This window comes from Chelatococcus sp. CO-6 (genome assembly GCF_001271345.1).
In the GTDB taxonomy this organism is placed as follows: Bacteria; Pseudomonadota; Alphaproteobacteria; order Rhizobiales; family Beijerinckiaceae; genus Chelatococcus_A; species Chelatococcus_A caeni.
Genome location: NZ_CP012398.1, coordinates 2,394,343 through 2,411,967, shown reverse-complemented (window position 1 = coordinate 2,411,967; position 17,625 = coordinate 2,394,343). Strand labels below are relative to the sequence as shown.

General features: G+C 69.2%; 17 protein-coding genes. 10 read left to right on the top strand and 7 right to left on the bottom strand.

Annotated elements, in window-relative coordinates:
• The first annotated feature begins 7 nt into the window (after positions 1–7).
• The 7 genes from AL346_RS11310 (at position 8) to AL346_RS11280 (ending at position 6,726) form a co-directional block, all read left to right on the top strand.
• Positions 8–640, top strand: coding sequence for a GntR family transcriptional regulator (locus tag AL346_RS11310; protein ID WP_019401606.1), 633 nt, complete (start codon positions 8–10; stop codon positions 638–640).
• Positions 637–1,581, top strand: a complete 945-nt coding sequence (locus AL346_RS11305; RefSeq protein WP_019401605.1) for an alpha/beta hydrolase fold domain-containing protein — start codon at positions 637–639, stop codon at positions 1,579–1,581. The genes AL346_RS11310 and AL346_RS11305 overlap by 4 nt, the downstream gene beginning before the upstream one ends.
• Positions 1,582–1,753: 172 nt before the next feature.
• Positions 1,754–3,016, top strand: coding sequence for a sugar ABC transporter substrate-binding protein (locus AL346_RS11300; RefSeq protein WP_019401604.1), 1,263 nt, complete (start codon positions 1,754–1,756; stop codon positions 3,014–3,016).
• Between the two features lie 91 nt (positions 3,017–3,107).
• A complete protein-coding gene (locus AL346_RS11295) occupies positions 3,108–4,010 on the top strand; it encodes a carbohydrate ABC transporter permease (protein WP_019401603.1) in 903 nt (300 codons plus the stop codon).
• Positions 4,007–4,843 (top strand): carbohydrate ABC transporter permease, encoded by an 837-nt coding sequence (locus AL346_RS11290; protein WP_019401602.1) that lies wholly within the window; start codon positions 4,007–4,009, stop codon positions 4,841–4,843. Before AL346_RS11295 ends, AL346_RS11290 begins: the two co-directional genes overlap by 4 nt.
• Positions 4,840–5,730, top strand: coding sequence for a sugar phosphate isomerase/epimerase (locus tag AL346_RS11285; RefSeq protein WP_156332736.1), 891 nt, complete (start codon positions 4,840–4,842; stop codon positions 5,728–5,730). Before AL346_RS11290 ends, AL346_RS11285 begins: the two co-directional genes overlap by 4 nt.
• Positions 5,731–5,733: 3 nt before the next feature.
• Positions 5,734–6,726, top strand: coding sequence for a Gfo/Idh/MocA family protein (locus AL346_RS11280; protein WP_019401600.1), 993 nt, complete (start codon positions 5,734–5,736; stop codon positions 6,724–6,726).
• 6 nt (positions 6,727–6,732) lie between these two features.
• Here the strand turns inward: AL346_RS11280 and AL346_RS11275 are convergent, their stop codons facing one another.
• Complete coding sequence (locus AL346_RS11275) at positions 6,733–7,968, bottom strand: MFS transporter (RefSeq protein WP_053193654.1); 1,236 nt, start codon at positions 7,966–7,968, stop codon at positions 6,733–6,735.
• Between the two features lie 7 nt (positions 7,969–7,975).
• On the bottom strand, positions 7,976–9,829 hold the full coding sequence (gene ilvD / locus AL346_RS11270) for a dihydroxy-acid dehydratase (protein WP_026015035.1): 1,854 nt from the start codon (positions 9,827–9,829) through the stop codon (positions 7,976–7,978).
• 164 nt (positions 9,830–9,993) lie between these two features.
• On the opposite strand from ilvD, the gene AL346_RS11265 reads away from it, so the two are divergent.
• Positions 9,994–10,842 carry an RNA methyltransferase gene (locus AL346_RS11265; RefSeq protein WP_050996521.1) on the top strand — a complete coding sequence of 283 codons (849 nt, stop codon included), beginning with the start codon at positions 9,994–9,996 and terminating at the stop codon, positions 10,840–10,842.
• Positions 10,843–11,059: 217 nt separating this feature from the next.
• Here the strand turns inward: AL346_RS11265 and AL346_RS24650 are convergent, their stop codons facing one another.
• Positions 11,060–11,212 (bottom strand): DUF3309 family protein, encoded by a 153-nt coding sequence (locus tag AL346_RS24650; protein WP_019401596.1) that lies wholly within the window; start codon positions 11,210–11,212, stop codon positions 11,060–11,062.
• 120 nt (positions 11,213–11,332) lie between these two features.
• Here AL346_RS24650 and AL346_RS11260 point away from each other — a divergent pair, with 120 nt between their 5' ends.
• On the top strand, positions 11,333–11,641 hold the full coding sequence (locus AL346_RS11260; protein WP_019401595.1) for a hypothetical protein: 309 nt from the start codon (positions 11,333–11,335) through the stop codon (positions 11,639–11,641).
• On the opposite strand, the gene AL346_RS11255 is transcribed toward AL346_RS11260, so the two are convergent.
• Genes AL346_RS11255 through AL346_RS11240 form a run of 4 tightly spaced genes read right to left on the bottom strand, consistent with a single transcriptional unit; the run spans position 11,602 to position 15,656 of the window.
• A complete protein-coding gene (locus AL346_RS11255) occupies positions 11,602–12,594 on the bottom strand; it encodes a metal ABC transporter permease (RefSeq protein ID WP_019401594.1) in 993 nt (330 codons plus the stop codon). The two genes, AL346_RS11260 and AL346_RS11255, sit on opposite strands and share 40 nt — an antisense overlap.
• Complete coding sequence (locus AL346_RS11250; protein ID WP_019401593.1) at positions 12,594–13,805, bottom strand: metal ABC transporter permease; 1,212 nt, start codon at positions 13,803–13,805, stop codon at positions 12,594–12,596. Before AL346_RS11250 ends, AL346_RS11255 begins: the two co-directional genes overlap by 1 nt.
• Positions 13,802–14,626 carry a metal ABC transporter ATP-binding protein gene (locus AL346_RS11245; protein WP_053193651.1) on the bottom strand — a complete coding sequence of 275 codons (825 nt, stop codon included), beginning with the start codon at positions 14,624–14,626 and terminating at the stop codon, positions 13,802–13,804. The genes AL346_RS11250 and AL346_RS11245 overlap by 4 nt, the downstream gene beginning before the upstream one ends.
• Positions 14,627–14,669: 43 nt before the next feature.
• A complete protein-coding gene (locus AL346_RS11240) occupies positions 14,670–15,656 on the bottom strand; it encodes a metal ABC transporter solute-binding protein, Zn/Mn family (protein WP_019403443.1) in 987 nt (328 codons plus the stop codon).
• A gap of 314 nt (positions 15,657–15,970) precedes the next feature.
• Here AL346_RS11240 and ccoN point away from each other — a divergent pair, with 314 nt between their 5' ends.
• Positions 15,971–17,623 (top strand): cytochrome-c oxidase, cbb3-type subunit I, encoded by a 1,653-nt coding sequence (gene ccoN, locus AL346_RS11235; protein ID WP_019403444.1) that lies wholly within the window; start codon positions 15,971–15,973, stop codon positions 17,621–17,623.
• Positions 17,624–17,625 lie beyond the last annotated feature (2 nt).

The window sequence follows — 17,625 nt, the reverse complement described above, 5'->3', positions numbered from 1 at the left end:
TTCGGACGTGCGTCCGCGCGAGGCAGCCTATTCGGCGGTCAAACGCCGCATCATCCTCAACGACCTGCAGCCCGGCATCGCCCTGACCGAGCTCGGCCTCGCGCGCGAGCTCGGCTGCAGCCAGGGCACGGTGCGGGAGGCGCTGCTGCGCCTGCAGGAGGACGGGCTCGTCATCCGCAGCGGCCATCGCGGCACCGCCGTCACGCCGCTCGACCCGGAAGAGGCCGACGAGATCATCGCGCTCCGGCGCCGCATCGAGATGCGCGGGGCCGTGCGCGCCGCGGCGGCGGTGACGGACGGCGCGCTGCAGGAGCTGCAGGCCCTGCAGGACGAGATGGAGCGGGTCGCGAGCGCCGGCGACCAGTACCGGCTCATCGAGCTCGACACGGATTTCCACCTCGCCATCTTCCGCCTCGCGGGCCTGCAGGCGCTGGAGCAGATCCTCGTGCGCTGCATCCTGCATTCGCACCGGCAGAAGCTGTGGGAGCCGCGCCATCGCCGGCCGCTGCTCGAAACGGCGCGCCGGCACCAGCCCATCTACGAGCGCCTCGCCGCGCGCGACGGCGCCGGCCTTGCCGAGGCGCTCGGCCACCACATCGACACCATCGTCGACGTTTCCTCGGAGCGTCAGTCAGCATGACCCTGCCTCTCGACCCGCATTTCAAGTCCATCTACGAGCGCATGCGCGCGGCGCCCGCCGTCGACTACCGCGCCATGGCGATGGGCGAGGCCCGACAGACCTTCGAAGAACTGGCGAAGCCCTGGAACATCGGCGCGCCGGAGCTTGCCGCCGTGCGCGAGCTCACCGTCCCCACGGGGGCCGGCGGCATGCGGGCACGGCTCTACGAACCGCAGGCGGGCGCGCTCGCGAACGGCCTCGTCGTCTTCGTGCACGGCGGCGGCTGGACCTTCGGCTCCGTCGACACGCACGACGGCACCATGCGCAACCTGGCCGAGGCCTCGGGCTGCGCCGTCTTCGGCATGGATTATCGCCTCGCCCCAGAGCACCCCTTCCCGGCGCCGCTCGAAGACGTCCTCGCCGCCCTCGCCTTTGCGGCCGACGGCGGGCTCGGCCGGCCCGTCGACATGGCGCGCATCGCGCTCGCCGGCGATTCGGCCGGGGCGAATCTCGCGCTCGCCGCCCTCCTCGCCCGGCGCGACAAGGGGCAGGCGCTGCCGGCAACGGCCGCCCTGTTCTACGGCTGCTATGCGCCGATCTTCGACACGGCGAGCCATGAACGCCTCGGCGACGGCAGCTTCTTCCTCGGTACCGCGATCATGCAGTGGTACTGGGGCAACTTCCTCGGCGCCCTGCCGGCGGACACGGCCGAGCTCGCCGTCCCGCTGCGCGCCGAGCTCGACGGCCTGCCGCCGCTCTATCTCAATGCGGCGGGGCTTGATCCGCTGCTCGACGACACGCTGCTGCTCGCCGAAAAGCTCGCCCACACCGGCATTCCCTTCCGCCTCGACGTGTCACCCGGCGTCGTCCACGGCTTCCTGCGCATGACGCGCGAGCTGCCGGCGGCGCGGGCGGCCATCGCGGCGGGGGCAGCGCATATCAGGGAGGTGTTCGGCCGGTAGGAGGCGGCAACTCCCCTTCCCCTTGTGGGAGGGGTTGGGGGTGAGGGTCGTGACACAAGAGCAGGGCCGCTGTCCAGGCTGCCCCCCTCCCTACCCTCCCCCACAAAGGGGGGAGGGAATCGGAGGCGATCATCCCAAGACAACGATATCCAAAAGAACCGGAGGAGAGGACATGACCAAGGACAACATGACCCGCAAAAAGGGCATCGGGAGGCGCAGGTTCCTGCAGCTCGCCGGCGCGGGCGCGCTTGCCGCGCCCTTCGCGGGCAGCTTTCCGGCCCCGGCCGTCGCGCAGGGCGTGACGGTGCGCTGGTGGTACCATTTCGACAATCCGCAGCACTCGCCGGCCGAGCTCGTCGCGAAGTTCGAGAAGGAGAACCCCGGCATCAAGGTCGTCGCCGAGAGCATTCCGTGGGGCGGCGGCAACGACTACTACACGCGCCTCTTCGCCGCGCTCGTCGCGGGCAATGCGCCCGACTGCGCCATGGTGAAGCTCAACAACCAGGCCCGCCTCGTGGAGATGGGAGCGCTCGAGCCGCTCGACGACATGCTCAAGGGCTGGAACGCGCGCACCGACATCACCGAGGACATCTGGCAGCTCAACAAGGCGAGCGACGGGAAGCAGTATTACCTGCCGCTGCAGTACGTGGTGCTCTATCTATACTACCGGCCGGATCTCTTCGAGCAGGCCGGCGTCGCAGCGCCGCGCACCTTCGACGACTTCCTCAAGGCGGCGAAGGCGCTCACCAAGGACGGCGTCTTCGGCTTCGGCATGCGCGGCGGCGCCGGCGGCCACGACCATTGGGGGCCGTTCGCCCTCGGCGGCGGCGCCAATTTCCGCAAGGGCGGCATGGTGAGCGACAAGGCGCTCGCCGCCAACCGCTGGTTCGTCGATCTCGGCACCAAGGAGAAGGTCTTCCCGCCGTCCGCGCCGACCGACGGCTTCCGCCAGATCATCGACGGCTTCAAGGCGGGCCGCACCGCCATGACCATCCACCACGTCGGCTCGTCCAACGAGATGGTGGAGGCGCTCGGCGACAAGGTCTCGGCCGTGCCGGTGCCGCGCGCGCCCGACGGCAACGGCTGGACCTCCTTCGGCGACGAATCGAACGCCGTCTTCTCGGCAAGCGCCAACAAGGAGGCCGCCTTCAAGTGGATCACCTTCCTGTCCACGGCCGAGAACAACGTCACCTTCAACGGCTTCACCGGCCAGCTCACCGTGACCACCTCGGGCATGGCGGACTGGAAGCTGCATCCCAAGCGCTTCGTCGAGGCGAGCGAACAGTCGCTCGCCATGGCCGGCGTGCTGCCGGACAGCCCCAAGACGGCGGATTTCGTGCGCACCGTCTGGCCGACCAACATGCAGCGCGCGCTGCTCGGCCAGATCAGCCCCGATGACATGATGCAGGCCATCGAGAAGCACTTCCACGGTTGATGGGTGGCGGGGGTCCCCCCTGGCCCCCGCAGACCCCGGGTGGAGCGCGGCCTAAGCCGCCTCCACCCGCCTTTTTCCGGAGTTTCGGCCCGTGACGAGCCTCGTGACGGCGGGAGCGCGCTCGCGCGCGCTCATGACGCCCTATGCCTTCCTGCTGCCCGCCCTCGTGGTCACGGCGGCGGTCATCCTCTTTCCCGTCCTGCAGACAGCGTGGATGAGCCTGCACAATTTCGTGCTCTTCCGCCCGCGGGACGTGCCCTTCATCGGCCTCGGCAATTTCGCGCGCATGTGGGACGACGAGGTCTTCTGGATCTCGCTCGGCCATTCCTTCCTGTGGATCGCGCTCGTCGTCGGCTTCCAGTTCCTGCTCGGGCTCGGTGCCGCGCTGCTCCTCAACGAGAGCTTCTGGTGGCGCGGCATCGCGCGCTCGCTGATCATCGTGCCCTGGGCCCTGCCGAGCGTCATCATCGGCCTGATGTGGACGTGGATGTACGACTTCAACGTCGGCGTCATCAACGACGGGCTCCTGCGGCTCGGCCTCATCTCCGAGCCGGTCGCCTGGCTCGCGCAGCCCGACACGGCCTTCTATGCCGTCATCCTCGCCCTCATCTGGCAGGGCTTTCCTTTCTTCGCCGTCGTCGTGCTCGCCGGCCTGCAGACGATCCCCGCCGAGCTCTACGAGGCGGCCGAGATCGACGGGGCGAACCGCTTCCAGAAGCTCGTCTACGTCACCCTGCCGTCGATCTCCGAGGTGATCGCGACCGCGCTCCTGCTGCGCACCATCTGGGTGGCGAACTCGCTCGACGTCATCCTCGTCATGACCGGCGGCGGGCCGGGCTACGCCACCCACACCTTGCCGCTCTACGCCTTCCTCAAGGCTTACAGCGGCATGGAATTCGGCTATGGCGCGGCGCTCGCGCTGGTGCTCACGGCGCTCCTCCTCGTCGTCGTCTTCATCTATGTGCGCCGCGTGGCGCGGGAGCTCAGCCGATGATCGAACGCCGCTCCCGCCTCGCCCGCATCGTCCAGGTGGAGATCCCCGTCCTCCTCATCGTGCTCTTCGCGCTCGCGCCCTACGCCTGGATGGTGATCACCTCCTTCAAGCCCAACGAGGAGATCGCGCGCTGGCCGGTCGAGTACTGGCCGAGCGCGGGCACGCTGCAGCACTACCGGGACCTCCTCGCCCGCACGACCTTCGCCGGCAACCTCGCCAACAGCTTCATCGTCGCCGTCGGCGCGGTCACCGCCGGGCTCCTCGTCAGCGTGCCGGCGGCCTATGCCTTCTCGCGCTTCCGCTTCCGCGGCCGGCGCTTCCTGATGGTGCAGTTCCTGGTCGTGAACATGTTCCCGATCGTGCTCATCATCATCCCGCTCTTCGTGCTGATGCGCATGCTCGGGCTGCTCGACACCTTCCTCGGCGTCATCGCCGGGCACTCGACCTTCGCCATCCCGTTCTCGATCTGGATGATGACGAGCTACATGAACGCGATCCCGCCCGAGCTCGACGAGGCGGCGATCATGGACGGGGCGAGCCGGCTGCAGACCATCCGCCTCGTCATCCTGCCCATCGTCATGCCCGGCATCGTGACGACGGGCATCTACATCTTCGTCACCTCGTGGAACGAATACCTCTTCGCGATGATGCTGTCGGGCCAGAACGTGCGCACCGTCACGGTGGCCCTGCAGCTCTTCATCGGCGAATTCACGGTGCAATGGGGCCTGCTCACGGCGGGCGGAACGCTCGTCGCCATCCCCGTCACCATCCTCTTCCTCCTCGTACAACGGCGGCTCGTGGGCGGTCTCACGGCCGGTGCGGTGAAGTCATGACCATGAAAACGAACCCGATCGGCATCATCTCCATGTTCTATGCCCGGCCCTTCGGCCGCGAGCATTTCGCAACCTTCGCCCGGGCGAAGAAGGCCGGCTGCGACTTCGTCGAGCTGCTGGTGCCCGAGCCCGGCGAGCTCGATCTCGCCGAGACCAAAGCGGCGCTCGCCGACAACGGCCTCGGCGTGGTGCTGGCCGCCCGCGTCAGCCTCGCCCGCGACATTTCGAGCGCCGACGAGGGCGCCCGCCAGGCGGGCATCCGCTATCTCGGCACCTGCGTCGAGACCGCGACGGCGCTTGGCGCGACCATCGTCGGCGGGCCGCTCTACGGCGCACCGATGGTCTTCGCCGGGCGCCCGCCCGCACCGGTCGCGGAGGACGAGCGCAAGCGGCGCATCGACCGCGTCGTCATCGGCCTGAAGGAGGCGAGCCTCAAAGCCGAAAATGCCGGCGTCACCTTCGGGCTCGAGCCGCTCAACCGCTTCGAGACGGACATCGCCAACACCACGCGCCACGGTCTCGCCATCGCCGAGGCTGTCTCCTCGCCGGCGCTCGGCGTGATGCTCGACACCTTCCACATGAACATGGAAGATCCCTCTATCCCCGATGCCATCCGCCGCGCCGGCAAGCGGCTCGTGCACTTCCAGGCCAACGAGAACAACCGCGGCTTCGTCGGATCCGGCCATATCGACTGGCCGGCGGTGGCGCGCGCCCTCGTCGACGTCGGCTACGCTGGGCCGATCACGCTCGAGCCGTTCCGCCGCGACGACGAGCGGCCGGGGGTGCCGCTCGCCCAATGGCGCGCGCCGCAGCGCGATGAGGACGCTGAGCTCGCCCACAGCGTCGCCTATCTCAAGGCCGCGCTCGCCTTTGCCGGGAGGGCCTGAGCCATGACCATCCGCATCGGCTGGATCGGCTGCGGCACGCATGCCAACGAGATGCTGCTGCCGCAGCTCATCCGCCACAAGGTCACCATCGCCGCCCTCTGCGACACCGACGAGGCGCGGCTCACCCACACGGCGGCGCGCTACGGCGTTTCGGCGCAGAACACGACTCGCGACTGGCAGGCGCTGCTGGCGCGCGAGGACATCGATGCCGTCGGCCTCGCTGCGGGCCCTGCCGTACACTTCGCCGTCGGCATGGCGGCGATGGCCCGCAAGCTGCCCGTGTTCATCGAGAAGCCGCCGGCGGCGAGCGCGCGCGAGGCCGAAGAGCTGGCCGAGGCCTCGAAGGCCGCGGACGTGCCCGTCGTGCTCGGCTTCATGAAACGCTATTCGACCGCGAACCGCATCGCCGCCAATGTCGTCGCCCGGCCCGAATTCGGCACGCCGGCGAGCTTCCTCGGCGAGTACATGACGGCGCCGACCTATTTCGAGAAGGACCCGGACTACACCGGCTTCTACCTGCACCATTGCGTGCATTATCTCGACCTCGTGCCGTGGCTGATGGGCGAAGTTGCCGATGTCGGCATGCGCCGGCACGAGCTCGCGCCCGGCAAGCTGCTGCTGCACGTCGACTTCCGCTTCGCGAGCGGCGGCATCGGCACGCTCGTCATGGGCACGCACCAGTCGCGCGGCACGCCGATGGAATGGTGGCAGGTGATGGCCGACCACCAGCGCGTCGAGGTGCGCAACGTGCACGAGGTGCGCTATTACCGCGCCCCGCCCTTCAAGGTGAGCCGCACGGACGCGAGCCTCGTCGACGGCGAGGACACGCTCGTCTGGGAGCCGAACCTGACGGTCGCCGCCAACGAGGACCACAAGGGCTACCACGCCCTGATCGGTGACTTCCTCGCCATGGTGCGTGGCGAGAAGCGCGACGTGCCCGACGCGGCCGCCGGAGCGCGGGCGATGCGGCTGCTGGAGGCGATCGTCAAGGGGTAAGGCGCACTACCGGGCGGCCTCCCGGCGCGACAGCGCCGCGGCCGCCCAGAAGCCGAGGGCAAGAAGGCTGCCGCCGGCGATGATGCCGACGAGCACGGCATCGTAGGATCCGGCCGCGGCCCACAAGGCTGCGGCGCCCACAGGCGCGAAGGCCTTCGCCATGGTGGTCGGCGCCGTGAGCGCGCCGTTGACGGCGCCATAGGCCTCGCGCGTCAGCATCTCCGGCACGGCGAGGCCGCGCACGATGGTCATGATGCCGTTGGCGCCGCCATAGAGCGCCGCGACCACGGCGATGAGCGCGAAGCTCGGCGGCAATGCGGCCAGCATCAGGAGCGCGAGCGGGAAGACGGCGACGACCGCCGAGCCGATCGCCCGCACGGAAGCGCGCGCGGCGAACAGCCAGACGAGGACGCGTCCCGTCACCTGCGCCGGGCCGATGATGGCCATGGCGGCCACCACCGAGGCGGGCGCAAAGCCCTTTTCCGTCAGCAGCGGATAGAGATGGAAGGTGAAGGCCGAGAACGTCGCGGCATAGGCGGTGAAGGCGAGCGCCAGGGCCCAGAAGACCGGGCGACGCACCGCGGCGGCGACGGCGGCGCGCCCGCCGAGCGGCGCGGCCGCACCGGCATGGCGCGCCGGCATGGCGTCGACCCGCCGATCGATGACCGCCGCATAGAGGCCGGCGCAGACGAGGAGATTGACGGCGCCGAGGACCATGAGCGCCCCGCGCCAGCCGAGGCCGGACAGCAGCAGCTCGACGAGCGGGATGAAGACGGTGGAGGCGAAGCCGCCCCACAGGCTGAGCGCCGTGATGCCGGACCGGGCCTCGCCCGCGCCCGTGCGCCGGGCGACGACGGCGAAGGCCGCCTCGTAGAGCGTCGCGGCTTGCAGGGCACCGATGCCGGCGACGGCGAGATAGAAGACCGGCAGGCTCTCAACCTGCGACCACAGGAGCAGCAGCAGCCCGGCGAGCGCCGAGCCACCGGCCATCACCGCGCGGCCCTGGCCGCGATCGATGGCCGAGCCGACGGGATAGGCGGCGAGGCCGCCGAGGACGAGCCCGAGCGTCGCCGCGCCGTAGAGCAGCGGCTTGTCCCAGCCGAGATCGCGGCCCATCGCCTCGGCGATCTGCGGGAAGCTGTAGTAGAGCGAGCCCCACGAACAGATCTGGCCGATGCCGAGGCCTGTGATGAAGAAGCTCCGCCCACCGGCGGGCGCGGTGGCGGGCGCAGCTGTCGTCATGGCAGGCTCAGCGCTTCAGGCCGCTCACGTCGCGCACGGCGCCGCGGGCGGCGCTGGTCGTCAGGGCCGCATAGGCCTTGAGAGCGGCCGAGACGGCGCGCTTGCGCGGGGCGGCCGGCTGCCAGGCGGCAGGGCCCTTCGCCTCCATGGCGGCGCGACGGCGGGCGATCTCCTCCTCCGCCACGGCGAGGTGGATGCGCCGGTTCGGGATGTCGATCTCGATGACGTCCCCCTCCTCGACGAGGCCGATGGTGCCGCCCTCGGCCGCTTCCGGCGAGACGTGGCCGATGGACAGGCCCGAGGATCCGCCGGAGAAGCGCCCGTCGGTGACGAGGGCGCAGAGCTTGCCGAGGCCCTTCGACTTCAGGTAGCTTGTCGGATAGAGCATCTCCTGCATGCCCGGGCCGCCGCGCGGCCCCTCGTAGCGGATGAGCACGATCTCGCCGGCCTTGACCTTGTTGCCGAGGATGCCCTCGACCGCCGCGTCCTGGCTCTCGAAGATGCGGGCGGGCCCGGAGAATTTCAGGATCGATTCATCGACGCCGGCCGTCTTCACGATGCAGCCGTCCTCGGCGAGGTTGCCGTAAAGCACGGCGAGGCCGCCGTCCTTCGAATAGGCGTGCTCGGCCGCGCGGATGACGCCCTTTTCGCGGTCGAGGTCGAGGTCGTCCCAGCGCCGGTCCTGGCTGAAGGCGACCTGCGTCGGCACGCCGCCGGGCGCGGCCTTGTAGAACGTGCGCACGCTCTCGCTGTCGGTGCGGGCGATGTCCCAGCGGTCCAGCGCCTCGGCCATCGTCGTGCTGTGCACGGTCGGCAGGCTGGTGTCGATGAGGCCGACGCGATCGAGCTGGCCGAGGATGGCCATGATGCCGCCCGCCCGGTGCACATCCTCCATGTGGATGTTGCTGACGGCCGGGGCCACCTTGCACAGGACGGGCACGCGCCGCGACAGGCGGTCGATGTCGCTCATCGTGAACGGCACCTCGCCCTCGTTCGCGGCGGCGAGAAGGTGCAGAACCGTGTTGGTCGAGCCGCCCATGGCGATATCGAGCGTCATGGCGTTCTCGAAGGCCTTGAAGCTGGCGATGGCGCGCGGCAGCACCGAGGCGTCGTCCTGCTCGTAATAGCGGCGGGCGAGGTCGACGATGAGGTGGCCGGCCTCGACGAACAGGCGCTTGCGGTCGGCGTGGGTCGCGAGCGTCGAGCCGTTGCCCGGCAAAGCGAGGCCCAGCGCCTCGGTGAGGCAGTTCATGGAATTGGCCGTGAACATGCCCGAGCACGAGCCGCAGGTCGGGCAGGCCGAACGCTCGATGACCTTCACGTCTTCGTCCGAGACGGTGTCGTCGGCGGCCGCGACCATGGCGTCGATCAGGTCGAGCGCCTTCTCCTTGCCGTTGAGGACGACCTTGCCGGCCTCCATCGGCCCGCCGGAGACGAAGACCGTCGGGATGTTGAGGCGCATGGCCGCCATCAGCATGCCGGGCGTGATCTTATCGCAGTTGGAGATGCACACCATGGCGTCGGCGCAATGCGCATTGACCATGTATTCGACGCTGTCGGCAATGATCTCGCGCGAGGGCAGGCTGTAGAGCATGCCGTCGTGGCCCATGGCGATGCCGTCGTCGACCGCGATGGTGTTGAATTCCTTGGCGACGCCGCCCGCCGCCTCGATCTCGCGCGCCACAAGCTGGCCGAGATCCTTCAGGTGCACGTGGCCGGGCACGAACTGGGTGAAGGAATTGACGACGGCGATGATCGGCTTGCCGAAATCGCCATCCTTCATGCCGGTGGCGCGCCACAGGCCGCGGGCACCGGCCATGTTGCGGCCGTGGGTCGAGGTACGCGAGCGATAGCTGGGCATCGGGTCTTCCATATCCTGGCGCCTTGCGGCGCCGTCCTTGAGCGTGAGCGGGCTTTTTCTTATGGCTGTTCCAATGAGGCAAGGGACAATGCCAGCGAACGCAAGGAAAAGCCATGCGCCCGAGCGCATGGCTGGCGACTGCTGCGCACAAAGCCGCGCGGGAGATGCCGTTGGCTGAAATCATCGACATCGACGATCCGGGCGACCCGCGCATCGCCGCCTATCGCGACGTGCGCGAGCGCGACCTCGTCGGCCGGCAGGGCCACTTCATCGCCGAGGGCGAGGTGGTGCTGCGCGTGCTCTTGACGCGCGCCGTCCACCGCACGCGCTCGTTGCTCGTGGCCGCCAACCGTTTCGACAGCCTCGGCGATCTTCTGGCACGGATGCCGGCAGACGTGCCGGCTTACCGGGCCGCGCCGGCCGTGATGGACGCCATCGTCGGCTTCCACCTCCATCGCGGCATCCTGGCGCTTGGCGAGCGGGCGCCGATGCCGGGAGCGGCCGAGCTCCTCGCCCAACTGCCTGAGGAGGCGCTCGTCGTCGTCGGCCTCGGCATCGCCAACCATGACAATGTCGGCGGCATCTTCCGCAATGCCGCCGCCTTCGGCGCCGCGGCCGTGCTGCTCGACGCGGCGAGCTGCGATCCGCTCTACCGCAAGGCAATCCGCGTCTCCGTCGGCGCGAGCCTCATCGTGCCCTCGGCCCGCATCGGCGAGGGCGAGGACGTCGTGACCCTCATGGAGCGGCACGGCTTCGTTCCCCTCGCGCTGAGCCCGTCGGGCGCAACGCCACTTGCGCAGCTCGCGCGTCCGGCCCGGGCCGCCATCCTCCTGGGCACGGAGGGGCCGGGCCTGCCGGCCGGCGTCATGGCGCGCGCTCACACCGTCACCATCCCCATGGCGCACGGCTTCGATTCCCTCAACGTCGCGACGACGAGCGGCATCGTGCTCTACCACCTGTCACAGGTGGCAAAGCGCCGTCACGACGAGGAGGGTGCACCCTCCGCTTCCTGAAAACGGCCTCCTGCCCCAGCCGGCCTGGGTCGACGCCGTCAGCTTGCCCCTTCGAGAGCGCAGATCGTCACGAAGACGATCATGGAACCGAGCACACCGAGAAGCTGGATCGTCAACTCCATGTTCTCTCTCCCTGTGACCCCTAAACGTCACGCCGCCGCCGGCGCAGAGAGCGTGCGCCGGCGGCCGACCCGAAAACGCCTGATCTTGTCGGGCGCTACAAGCGTCCCATCAGTGCGAGAATGAGAACGACGACAAGGATGAGGCCCAGGAGGCCGCTGGGGTAATAACCCCAGCCCGCGCTGTAGGGCCAGCTCGGCAGAGCGCCGATGAGCAACAATATCAGTATGACGATCAGTATCGTGGACATGGCGTTCCACCCCTTGACTTAAGCGAGTGTCATGGGAACGCACGAAGGGGCCATTCTGTTTCAAGCAGGCTATAATTTATTGTTCGTCCGGCGCCCGGCGCCCGATGTGGAGGCGAGACGATGAAAGCCCGCACCCTCACCCTTGCCCTGTTGACCGCCGCGGCCGTCGCCGGCCCGGCCGCGCAGGCCCTCGCACAGTCGCGGCCCTATGCGCCGGGGCTCACCTGCCGCGCGCTCGTCGGCATCGTCGCCTCGCGCGGAGCCGTCGTCGTCTCGACGAGCCAGACGACCTACGACCGCTATGTCGCCAATCGCAGCTTCTGCTACCCGACGCAGGTCACACGCCCCGCCTGGGTGGTCGCCGCGGACACCCCACGCTGCTTCATCGGCTATACCTGCAAGGAATTCGAGATCGACGACTGGTGGTGAGATGCCCGCCCGGGCGACGGCCGCCGCCGGCGGGCGGCCGTGCGCGTGCCGAAGCGCCGCGGCCCGGCCAGGCAGGCGAGCGCGAGGATCAGCCCTGCGACAGTCGCGATCATCCCCGCGGCACTGACGCTGTAGGCGGCGCCGAGCCACAGCGGGCCGTAGCCGGCCAGCACATAGCCGGCGATGGCCGAGACGACGGCGAAGGCGACGCTCCAGCCGAGCTGGGGCACGAGCCGGTCGGTCATCAGCCGCGCGGCGGCCGGCGGGCAGATGAACATGGCGATGACGATGATCGAGCCCACGGCATCGAAGGCCGCGACCGCCGCCACCGCCACCATGACGATGAGGGCGAAGCCCACGGGTCCGGGCCGGGCGCCGACACTCTCCGCGAATGTCGCATCGAAGGTGCCGATGACGAGCTCCTTCCAGAAAACAAGCAGGAACACGACCACGGCGAGCGTGACGAGCGCCAGGCGCGGCAGCTGCGGCGGCAGGGCCGCGAGCGCGCCCGGATCGAGCAGCGCCGGCCAGCCGGCCCCGCCCGCGAGCCAGATGAGACTTTCCAGATTGCCGTAGAGCGCATGCTCGACGTCGAGATGCACGGAGCTCGTGTCCGACTGCTCGAGCAGCAGCACGCCCGCGGCGAAGAGCGTGGTGAAGACGACGCCCATGGCCGCGCCCGGCTCGACGCGGCCGACCCGGCGCACCACCTCGATGAGCAGGACGGCGAGGACGGCGGCGATGCCGGCGCCGAGCAGCATGGCCCCGGCCGCGACGGTGCCGGTGAAGATGAAGGCGCCGACGATGCCCGGCAGCACCACATGGCTCACCGCATCGCCGATGAGGCTCTGGCGGCGCAGCACGAGGAAGTTGCCGAGCAGCGCGCAGGAGACGCAGACGAGGATGCCGATGGTAATCGGCACAAGGCTGAGGACGACGAAATCGGTGCCCATCACCGTGCTCCTGCCCCGGCCGGATCGAGACGCGCTGCAAGGTCGGCCACCACGTCCGGCGGCAGGGCTTTCGCGATGGGCGCAAGGCCCTGATGGTCGAGGGCTGCCGCCTCGTCGGGATGCAGCCGGCGGTAGAGCCCCCATAGGGCCTCCTCGCGTACGGCGGCCGCCGCGGCGGCGCGGCCTTCGAGCGTCGCGACGCCGTCGGCGCGGATATGCCCGGCCCGGCGCAGCACCTTGATGGTCAGGGGATCGTAGATGGCCTCGCCGCGGGCGAGGGCGAGCAGGCCCTGGCGCTCGTGCACGCGCCGCCGGAAACGCAGGCGCGTGGCAAGGCCGGACATCAGGCCGCGGACGGGCGACAAGACAAGCGAGAGGGCGAAGAAAGCGGCGGCGGTGAGCACGATGACCGCCCCGGTCGGCAGGCCCCGGTCCGAGGCGGAGATGGCGGCGCCGACATAGCCTGCGGCGGCGCCGAAGGCGGCGGCGATGAGCACCATGCGCTCCGGCCGGTCGGTCCAGAACCGCGCCGTCACCGGCGGGATGATGGTGAGCGCGACGATGAGCACGAGGCCGGCCACCTTGAGGCCGATGACCGTGACGGCGAGCAGCACGCCCATCATGGCAAGGTCGGTGAGGCGCACGTCGATGCCACGCGTCGCGGCATAGCCCTCGTCGAAGCACACCAGCGTAAAGGGCCGGCGCAGCACGAAGATGGCGGCTCCCGTGGCAAGCGCGGCGACGGCGATGGTCTCCGCCTCCGAGCGCAGCATGCCGGCGGTCGAGCCCAGGAGATAGCCGGCGATGCCAGCCTGCCCGCCGGTCTGCAGCGATTGGATGACGGTGAGCAGCACGATGCCGAAGCCGAAGAAGACGGACAGGACCGCACCGATGGCCGCATCCTCGGTGAGACGCGTGCGGCGGGTGATCCACTCGACGCAGAAGAGGCCGAGGGCGGCGCTGAGCGCCGCACCCGCCATGAGCGCGACGATGTTGCGCCCGTCGCCGGTCAGGAGCGCCATCAGGATGAAGGCGAGCGCGAGGCCCGGCAGCGTGCCGTGGCTGACGGCATCGCTGACGAGCGAGCGCTTGCGCAGGAGCACGAAGGTGCCGATGGCCCCGGCGCTGCCGCCGAGGATGGCCGCGCCGATGGTGACGAGGGCGGTGTTGTAGCCCGCGCCGAGGGCGAGCGCCGTGAGGAAGGCCGTCATCGCCCCTCCCCCGCCGCTTCCCGCCCCACCGCGACCTCCTCCACATGGGCCGCCGCGAGGCGCCCGCCGTAGGTCGCCTGCAGGTTGTGCGAGGTGAAGGTGGCGGCAACGGGCCCGTCGGCGATCTTGCGCACGTTCACGAGCAGGACATGGTCGAAATAGTCGGGCACCGTGGCGAGGTCATGGTGCACGCAGACGATGGTCTTGCCGGCGCCGTTGAGCTCCTTGAGCACGGCGATGATGGCGCGCTCGGTGGCCGCATCGACGCCGGCGAAGGGCTCGTCCATCACATAGAGGTCCGCCTCCTGCGCGAGCGCGCGGGCGAGAAAGACGCGCTGCTGCTGGCCGCCGGAGAGCTGTCCGATCTGCCGGTCGGCGAAGGCCGCCATGCCGACGCGTTCGAGGCAGGCGAGCGCCTTTTCGCGATGGCGGCGGCCGGCGAAGCGCAGGAAGCCGATCTCGCGGTAGAGCCCCATCAGCACGACGTCGCGCACGGTCGCGGGGAAATCCCAGTCGACGCTGGCACGCTGCGGCACATAGGCGATGCGGTGGCGCGCCTTCTCATAAGGGGCCCCGAAGACCGTGACCTCGCCGGCGACGCGCGGCACGATGCCGAGCGCCGCCTTGATGAGCGTCGACTTGCCGGCGCCGTTCGGGCCGACGATGGCAACCATCGCCCCCTTCGGCACGACGAAGTCGATCGAGAACAGCACCGGCTTCTCGCCATAGCTGACCGTCAGCCCGCTGATGGCGAGCGGACTGTCGGGATGGCTCTGGCCGAGCGTGCGGCCGTGGTCGGCAATCAGGGTCGGGGCACTCATGGCGTCATGTTCCTGACATCAGGCATCCTGGCGTCATGCCTCTTCAGTCGACCGGGTCGAGCTTGCCCTGAAAGCCGAGGGCCGGCGCGTCGCCGCCGAGGGCCCGGGCGATGGTCGTGAGGTTGCGGTCGATCATGCCGACATAGGTGCCTTCGTAGGTGCCCGGCCGACCCATGGCGTCGGAATAGAGTTCGCCGCCGATGACCACCTTGTGGCCGCGCGCCGCCGCCCCCTCGATGAGGGCCTTGACGTTGCGGTCCGGCACCGAGGTCTCGACGAAAATCGCGCCGATCCTGCGCTCGACCAAGGTGCCGACGAGATCCTCGATGTGCTTGAGCCCCGCCTCGCTCTCCGTCGAGATGCCCTGGATGCCGAGCACCTCGAAGCCATAGGCGCGGCCGAAGTAGCGGAAGGCGTCGTGCGCGGTGACGAGGACGCGCGCCTCGGCCGGCACGCTCGCCATGGCCCGCTCGCCATAGGCCGCGAGCGCGTCGATCTCGCCGAGATGGGCATCGGCATTGCGGCGGAAGGTCTCCTCGCCGGCCGGGTCGAGCGCGATCAGCGCGTCGCGCGCGGCCAAAACGACGCCCTTCCACATGCGCGGCGCCATCCAGACGTGCGGATCGTAGCGCCCCTCATAATCCTCGTGCGCCAGCAGCTCCGTCTTCGGCAGGGTGTCGGCGAGGGCAATGACCTTCTTGTGCTTCGCAAGGTCGACGAAGAAGGCCTCGAGCTGCGCCTCGAGATAGAGCCCGTGCCACATGACGGCATCGGCCTTCGTCATGGCGACGATGTCCGCACGGGTCTGGCGATAGGTGTGCGGGTCGACGCCCGGACCCATCAGGGCCTTCACCTCGGCCCGGTCGCCCGCTACCTGGCGCACGGCATCGGCGATCATGCCCGTCGTGGCGACGATGGCGAGCCTGCCTGCCGGCGGCGTCTGCGCCGCTGCCGGGCCGGCCGCGGCGGCGAAGGCGAGCAGGGCACCGGCCGCCATGGCCATGAGGCCGCGTCGCGAAGCACCGGGCATGAGGCATCTCTCCTTGTTGCGAATGAATTGCAATTGCAGATATAGGCTGCACGCTTCCGCCGCGCAAGTGCAAATGAGTTGCATTACGAAGTTGGCATCCCGCACCCGCAACGGCGTGCCCCCGGCAAGGTTCCGCGCGCGGGCACTTTGCCGCATCGGGAAAGGAGGAAAGGCGGGCGCCGAGCACAGCCGAATCCGGCGTTCTTTGATCCGCATCAAACAACTGGTCGCCGGCTCGTCCTATGGCCTTGAAGGACGGGTGGATTCTCACGCCCGTCGCAGGGGTCCAGGAGCGGAGCGGGAGCAACGCCACCATGATATCGGAACTGACGAGGGGCGAGAGGCGGCTGGCCCTTGCCGTACTGACGGCCGTGGCGACATTCGGCCTTGCCCTGGCCATCGCCGGCCGGGGAGACATTCTCGCCGTGCACGGCGGGCTCATCATGGCCTCGGCCGTCATCCTGATGTTCTTCGTCATCGCCGGCTTCTATGCGCCGGAGCCGGGCGAGGAGCGCCTCGCCCAGTATTACGACACGCCGACGAAGGCCGGCGTCGTGCTCGCCATGATCTGGGGCGTCATCGGCATGGGCGTGGGCGACTGGGTCGCCTGGCTGCTCGTCTATCCGGACATGACCTTCGACGCCGCCTGGGCGAGCTTCGGCCGCCTCAGGCCGGTGCACACCTCCGGCGTCATCTTCGGCTTCGGCGGCAACGCGCTCATCGCCACCTCCTTCCACGTCCTGCAGCGCACGTCCCGCGCCCGCCTGCCCGACCAGTTCAGCCCGTGGTTCGTGCTCGTCGGCTACAACCTCTTCTGCCTCATCGCGGCGAGCGGCTATCTCCTCGGCATCACCCAGTCGAAGGAATATGCCGAGCCCGAGTGGTACGCCGACCTGTGGCTCGTCGTCGTGTGGGTCGTCTATTTCTCGATCTACCTGCGCACGCTGATGCGCCGGCAGGAGCCGCACATCTACGTGGCCAACTGGTACTACATGGCCTTCATCCTGGTCGTGGCCATCCTGCACATCGTCAACAACCTCGCCGTGCCGATCTCCTTCGGCAGCGCCAAGAGCTACTCCGCCTTCTCGGGCGTGCAGGATGCGATGACGCAGTGGTGGTACGGCCACAACGCGGTCGCCTTCTTCCTCACCGCCGGCTTCCTCGGGATGATGTACTACTACCTGCCCAAGCGCGCGGGCCGGCCGGTGTTCTCCTACCGCATGTCGATCCTCGGCTTCTGGGGCATCACCTTCATGTACATGTGGGCGGGCTCGCACCACCTGCACTACACGGCCCTGCCGCAATGGGTGCAGACGCTCGGCATGACCTTCTCGATCATGCTGATCGTGCCCTCGTGGATGGCGGCGGCGAACGCCCTGCTCACCCTCAACGGCGCCTGGCACAAGGTGCGCGACGACGCCACGCTGCGCTTCATGATGCTGGCGGCGGTGTTCTACGGCCTCTCGACCTTCGAGGGCTCGTTCATGTCGATCCGCGCCGTCAACTCGCTCTCGCACTACACGGACTGGACCGTCGGCCACGTGCATGCCGGCGCGCTCGGCTGGGTGGCGCTCATCACCTTCGGCTCGATCTATGCCGTCGTGCCGTGGGTCTGGAAGCGGCCGGCCATGTATTCCAACAAGCTCGTCGAGGTGCACTTCTGGCTCTCGCTGGCGGGCACGCTCGTCTACGTCTTCGCGATGTGGAACTCGGGCATCATCCAGGGCCTGATGTGGCGCACCTATAACGAGGGCGGCACGCTCGCCTATTCCTTCATCGACTCGCTCGTGGCGATGCGGCCCTACTACATCGCCCGTGCCATCGGCGGCCTCCTCTTCGCCATCGGCGCGGTCGTCGGCCTCTACAACGTGTGGATGACCATCCGCGAGGCTTCGGCCGAGCGGGCCGACGAGCCCGACGCGCCCGTCGTCCCCGCCCTCGCCCGGTCGCTCCAAGCGGGAGAATGATT

Coding starts and splice junctions, on each gene's coding strand:
- AL346_RS11260 (WP_019401595.1), top strand. CDS start 11,333: ATGAAAGCCCGCACCCTCACCCTTGCCCTGTTGACCGCCGCGGCCGTC.
- AL346_RS24650 (WP_019401596.1), bottom strand. CDS start 11,212: ATGTCCACGATACTGATCGTCATACTGATATTGTTGCTCATCGGCGCT.
- AL346_RS11285 (WP_156332736.1), top strand. CDS start 4,840: ATGACCATGAAAACGAACCCGATCGGCATCATCTCCATGTTCTATGCC.
- AL346_RS11265 (WP_050996521.1), top strand. CDS start 9,994: ATGCCGTTGGCTGAAATCATCGACATCGACGATCCGGGCGACCCGCGC.
- AL346_RS11240 (WP_019403443.1), bottom strand. CDS start 15,656: ATGCCCGGTGCTTCGCGACGCGGCCTCATGGCCATGGCGGCCGGTGCC.
- ccoN (WP_019403444.1), top strand. CDS start 15,971: ATGATATCGGAACTGACGAGGGGCGAGAGGCGGCTGGCCCTTGCCGTA.
- ilvD (WP_026015035.1), bottom strand. CDS start 9,829: ATGCCCAGCTATCGCTCGCGTACCTCGACCCACGGCCGCAACATGGCC.
- AL346_RS11305 (WP_019401605.1), top strand. CDS start 637: ATGACCCTGCCTCTCGACCCGCATTTCAAGTCCATCTACGAGCGCATG.
- AL346_RS11245 (WP_053193651.1), bottom strand. CDS start 14,626: ATGAGTGCCCCGACCCTGATTGCCGACCACGGCCGCACGCTCGGCCAG.
- AL346_RS11250 (WP_019401593.1), bottom strand. CDS start 13,805: ATGACGGCCTTCCTCACGGCGCTCGCCCTCGGCGCGGGCTACAACACC.
- AL346_RS11255 (WP_019401594.1), bottom strand. CDS start 12,594: ATGGGCACCGATTTCGTCGTCCTCAGCCTTGTGCCGATTACCATCGGC.
- AL346_RS11300 (WP_019401604.1), top strand. CDS start 1,754: ATGACCAAGGACAACATGACCCGCAAAAAGGGCATCGGGAGGCGCAGG.
- AL346_RS11290 (WP_019401602.1), top strand. CDS start 4,007: ATGATCGAACGCCGCTCCCGCCTCGCCCGCATCGTCCAGGTGGAGATC.
- AL346_RS11280 (WP_019401600.1), top strand. CDS start 5,734: ATGACCATCCGCATCGGCTGGATCGGCTGCGGCACGCATGCCAACGAG.
- AL346_RS11275 (WP_053193654.1), bottom strand. CDS start 7,968: ATGACGACAGCTGCGCCCGCCACCGCGCCCGCCGGTGGGCGGAGCTTC.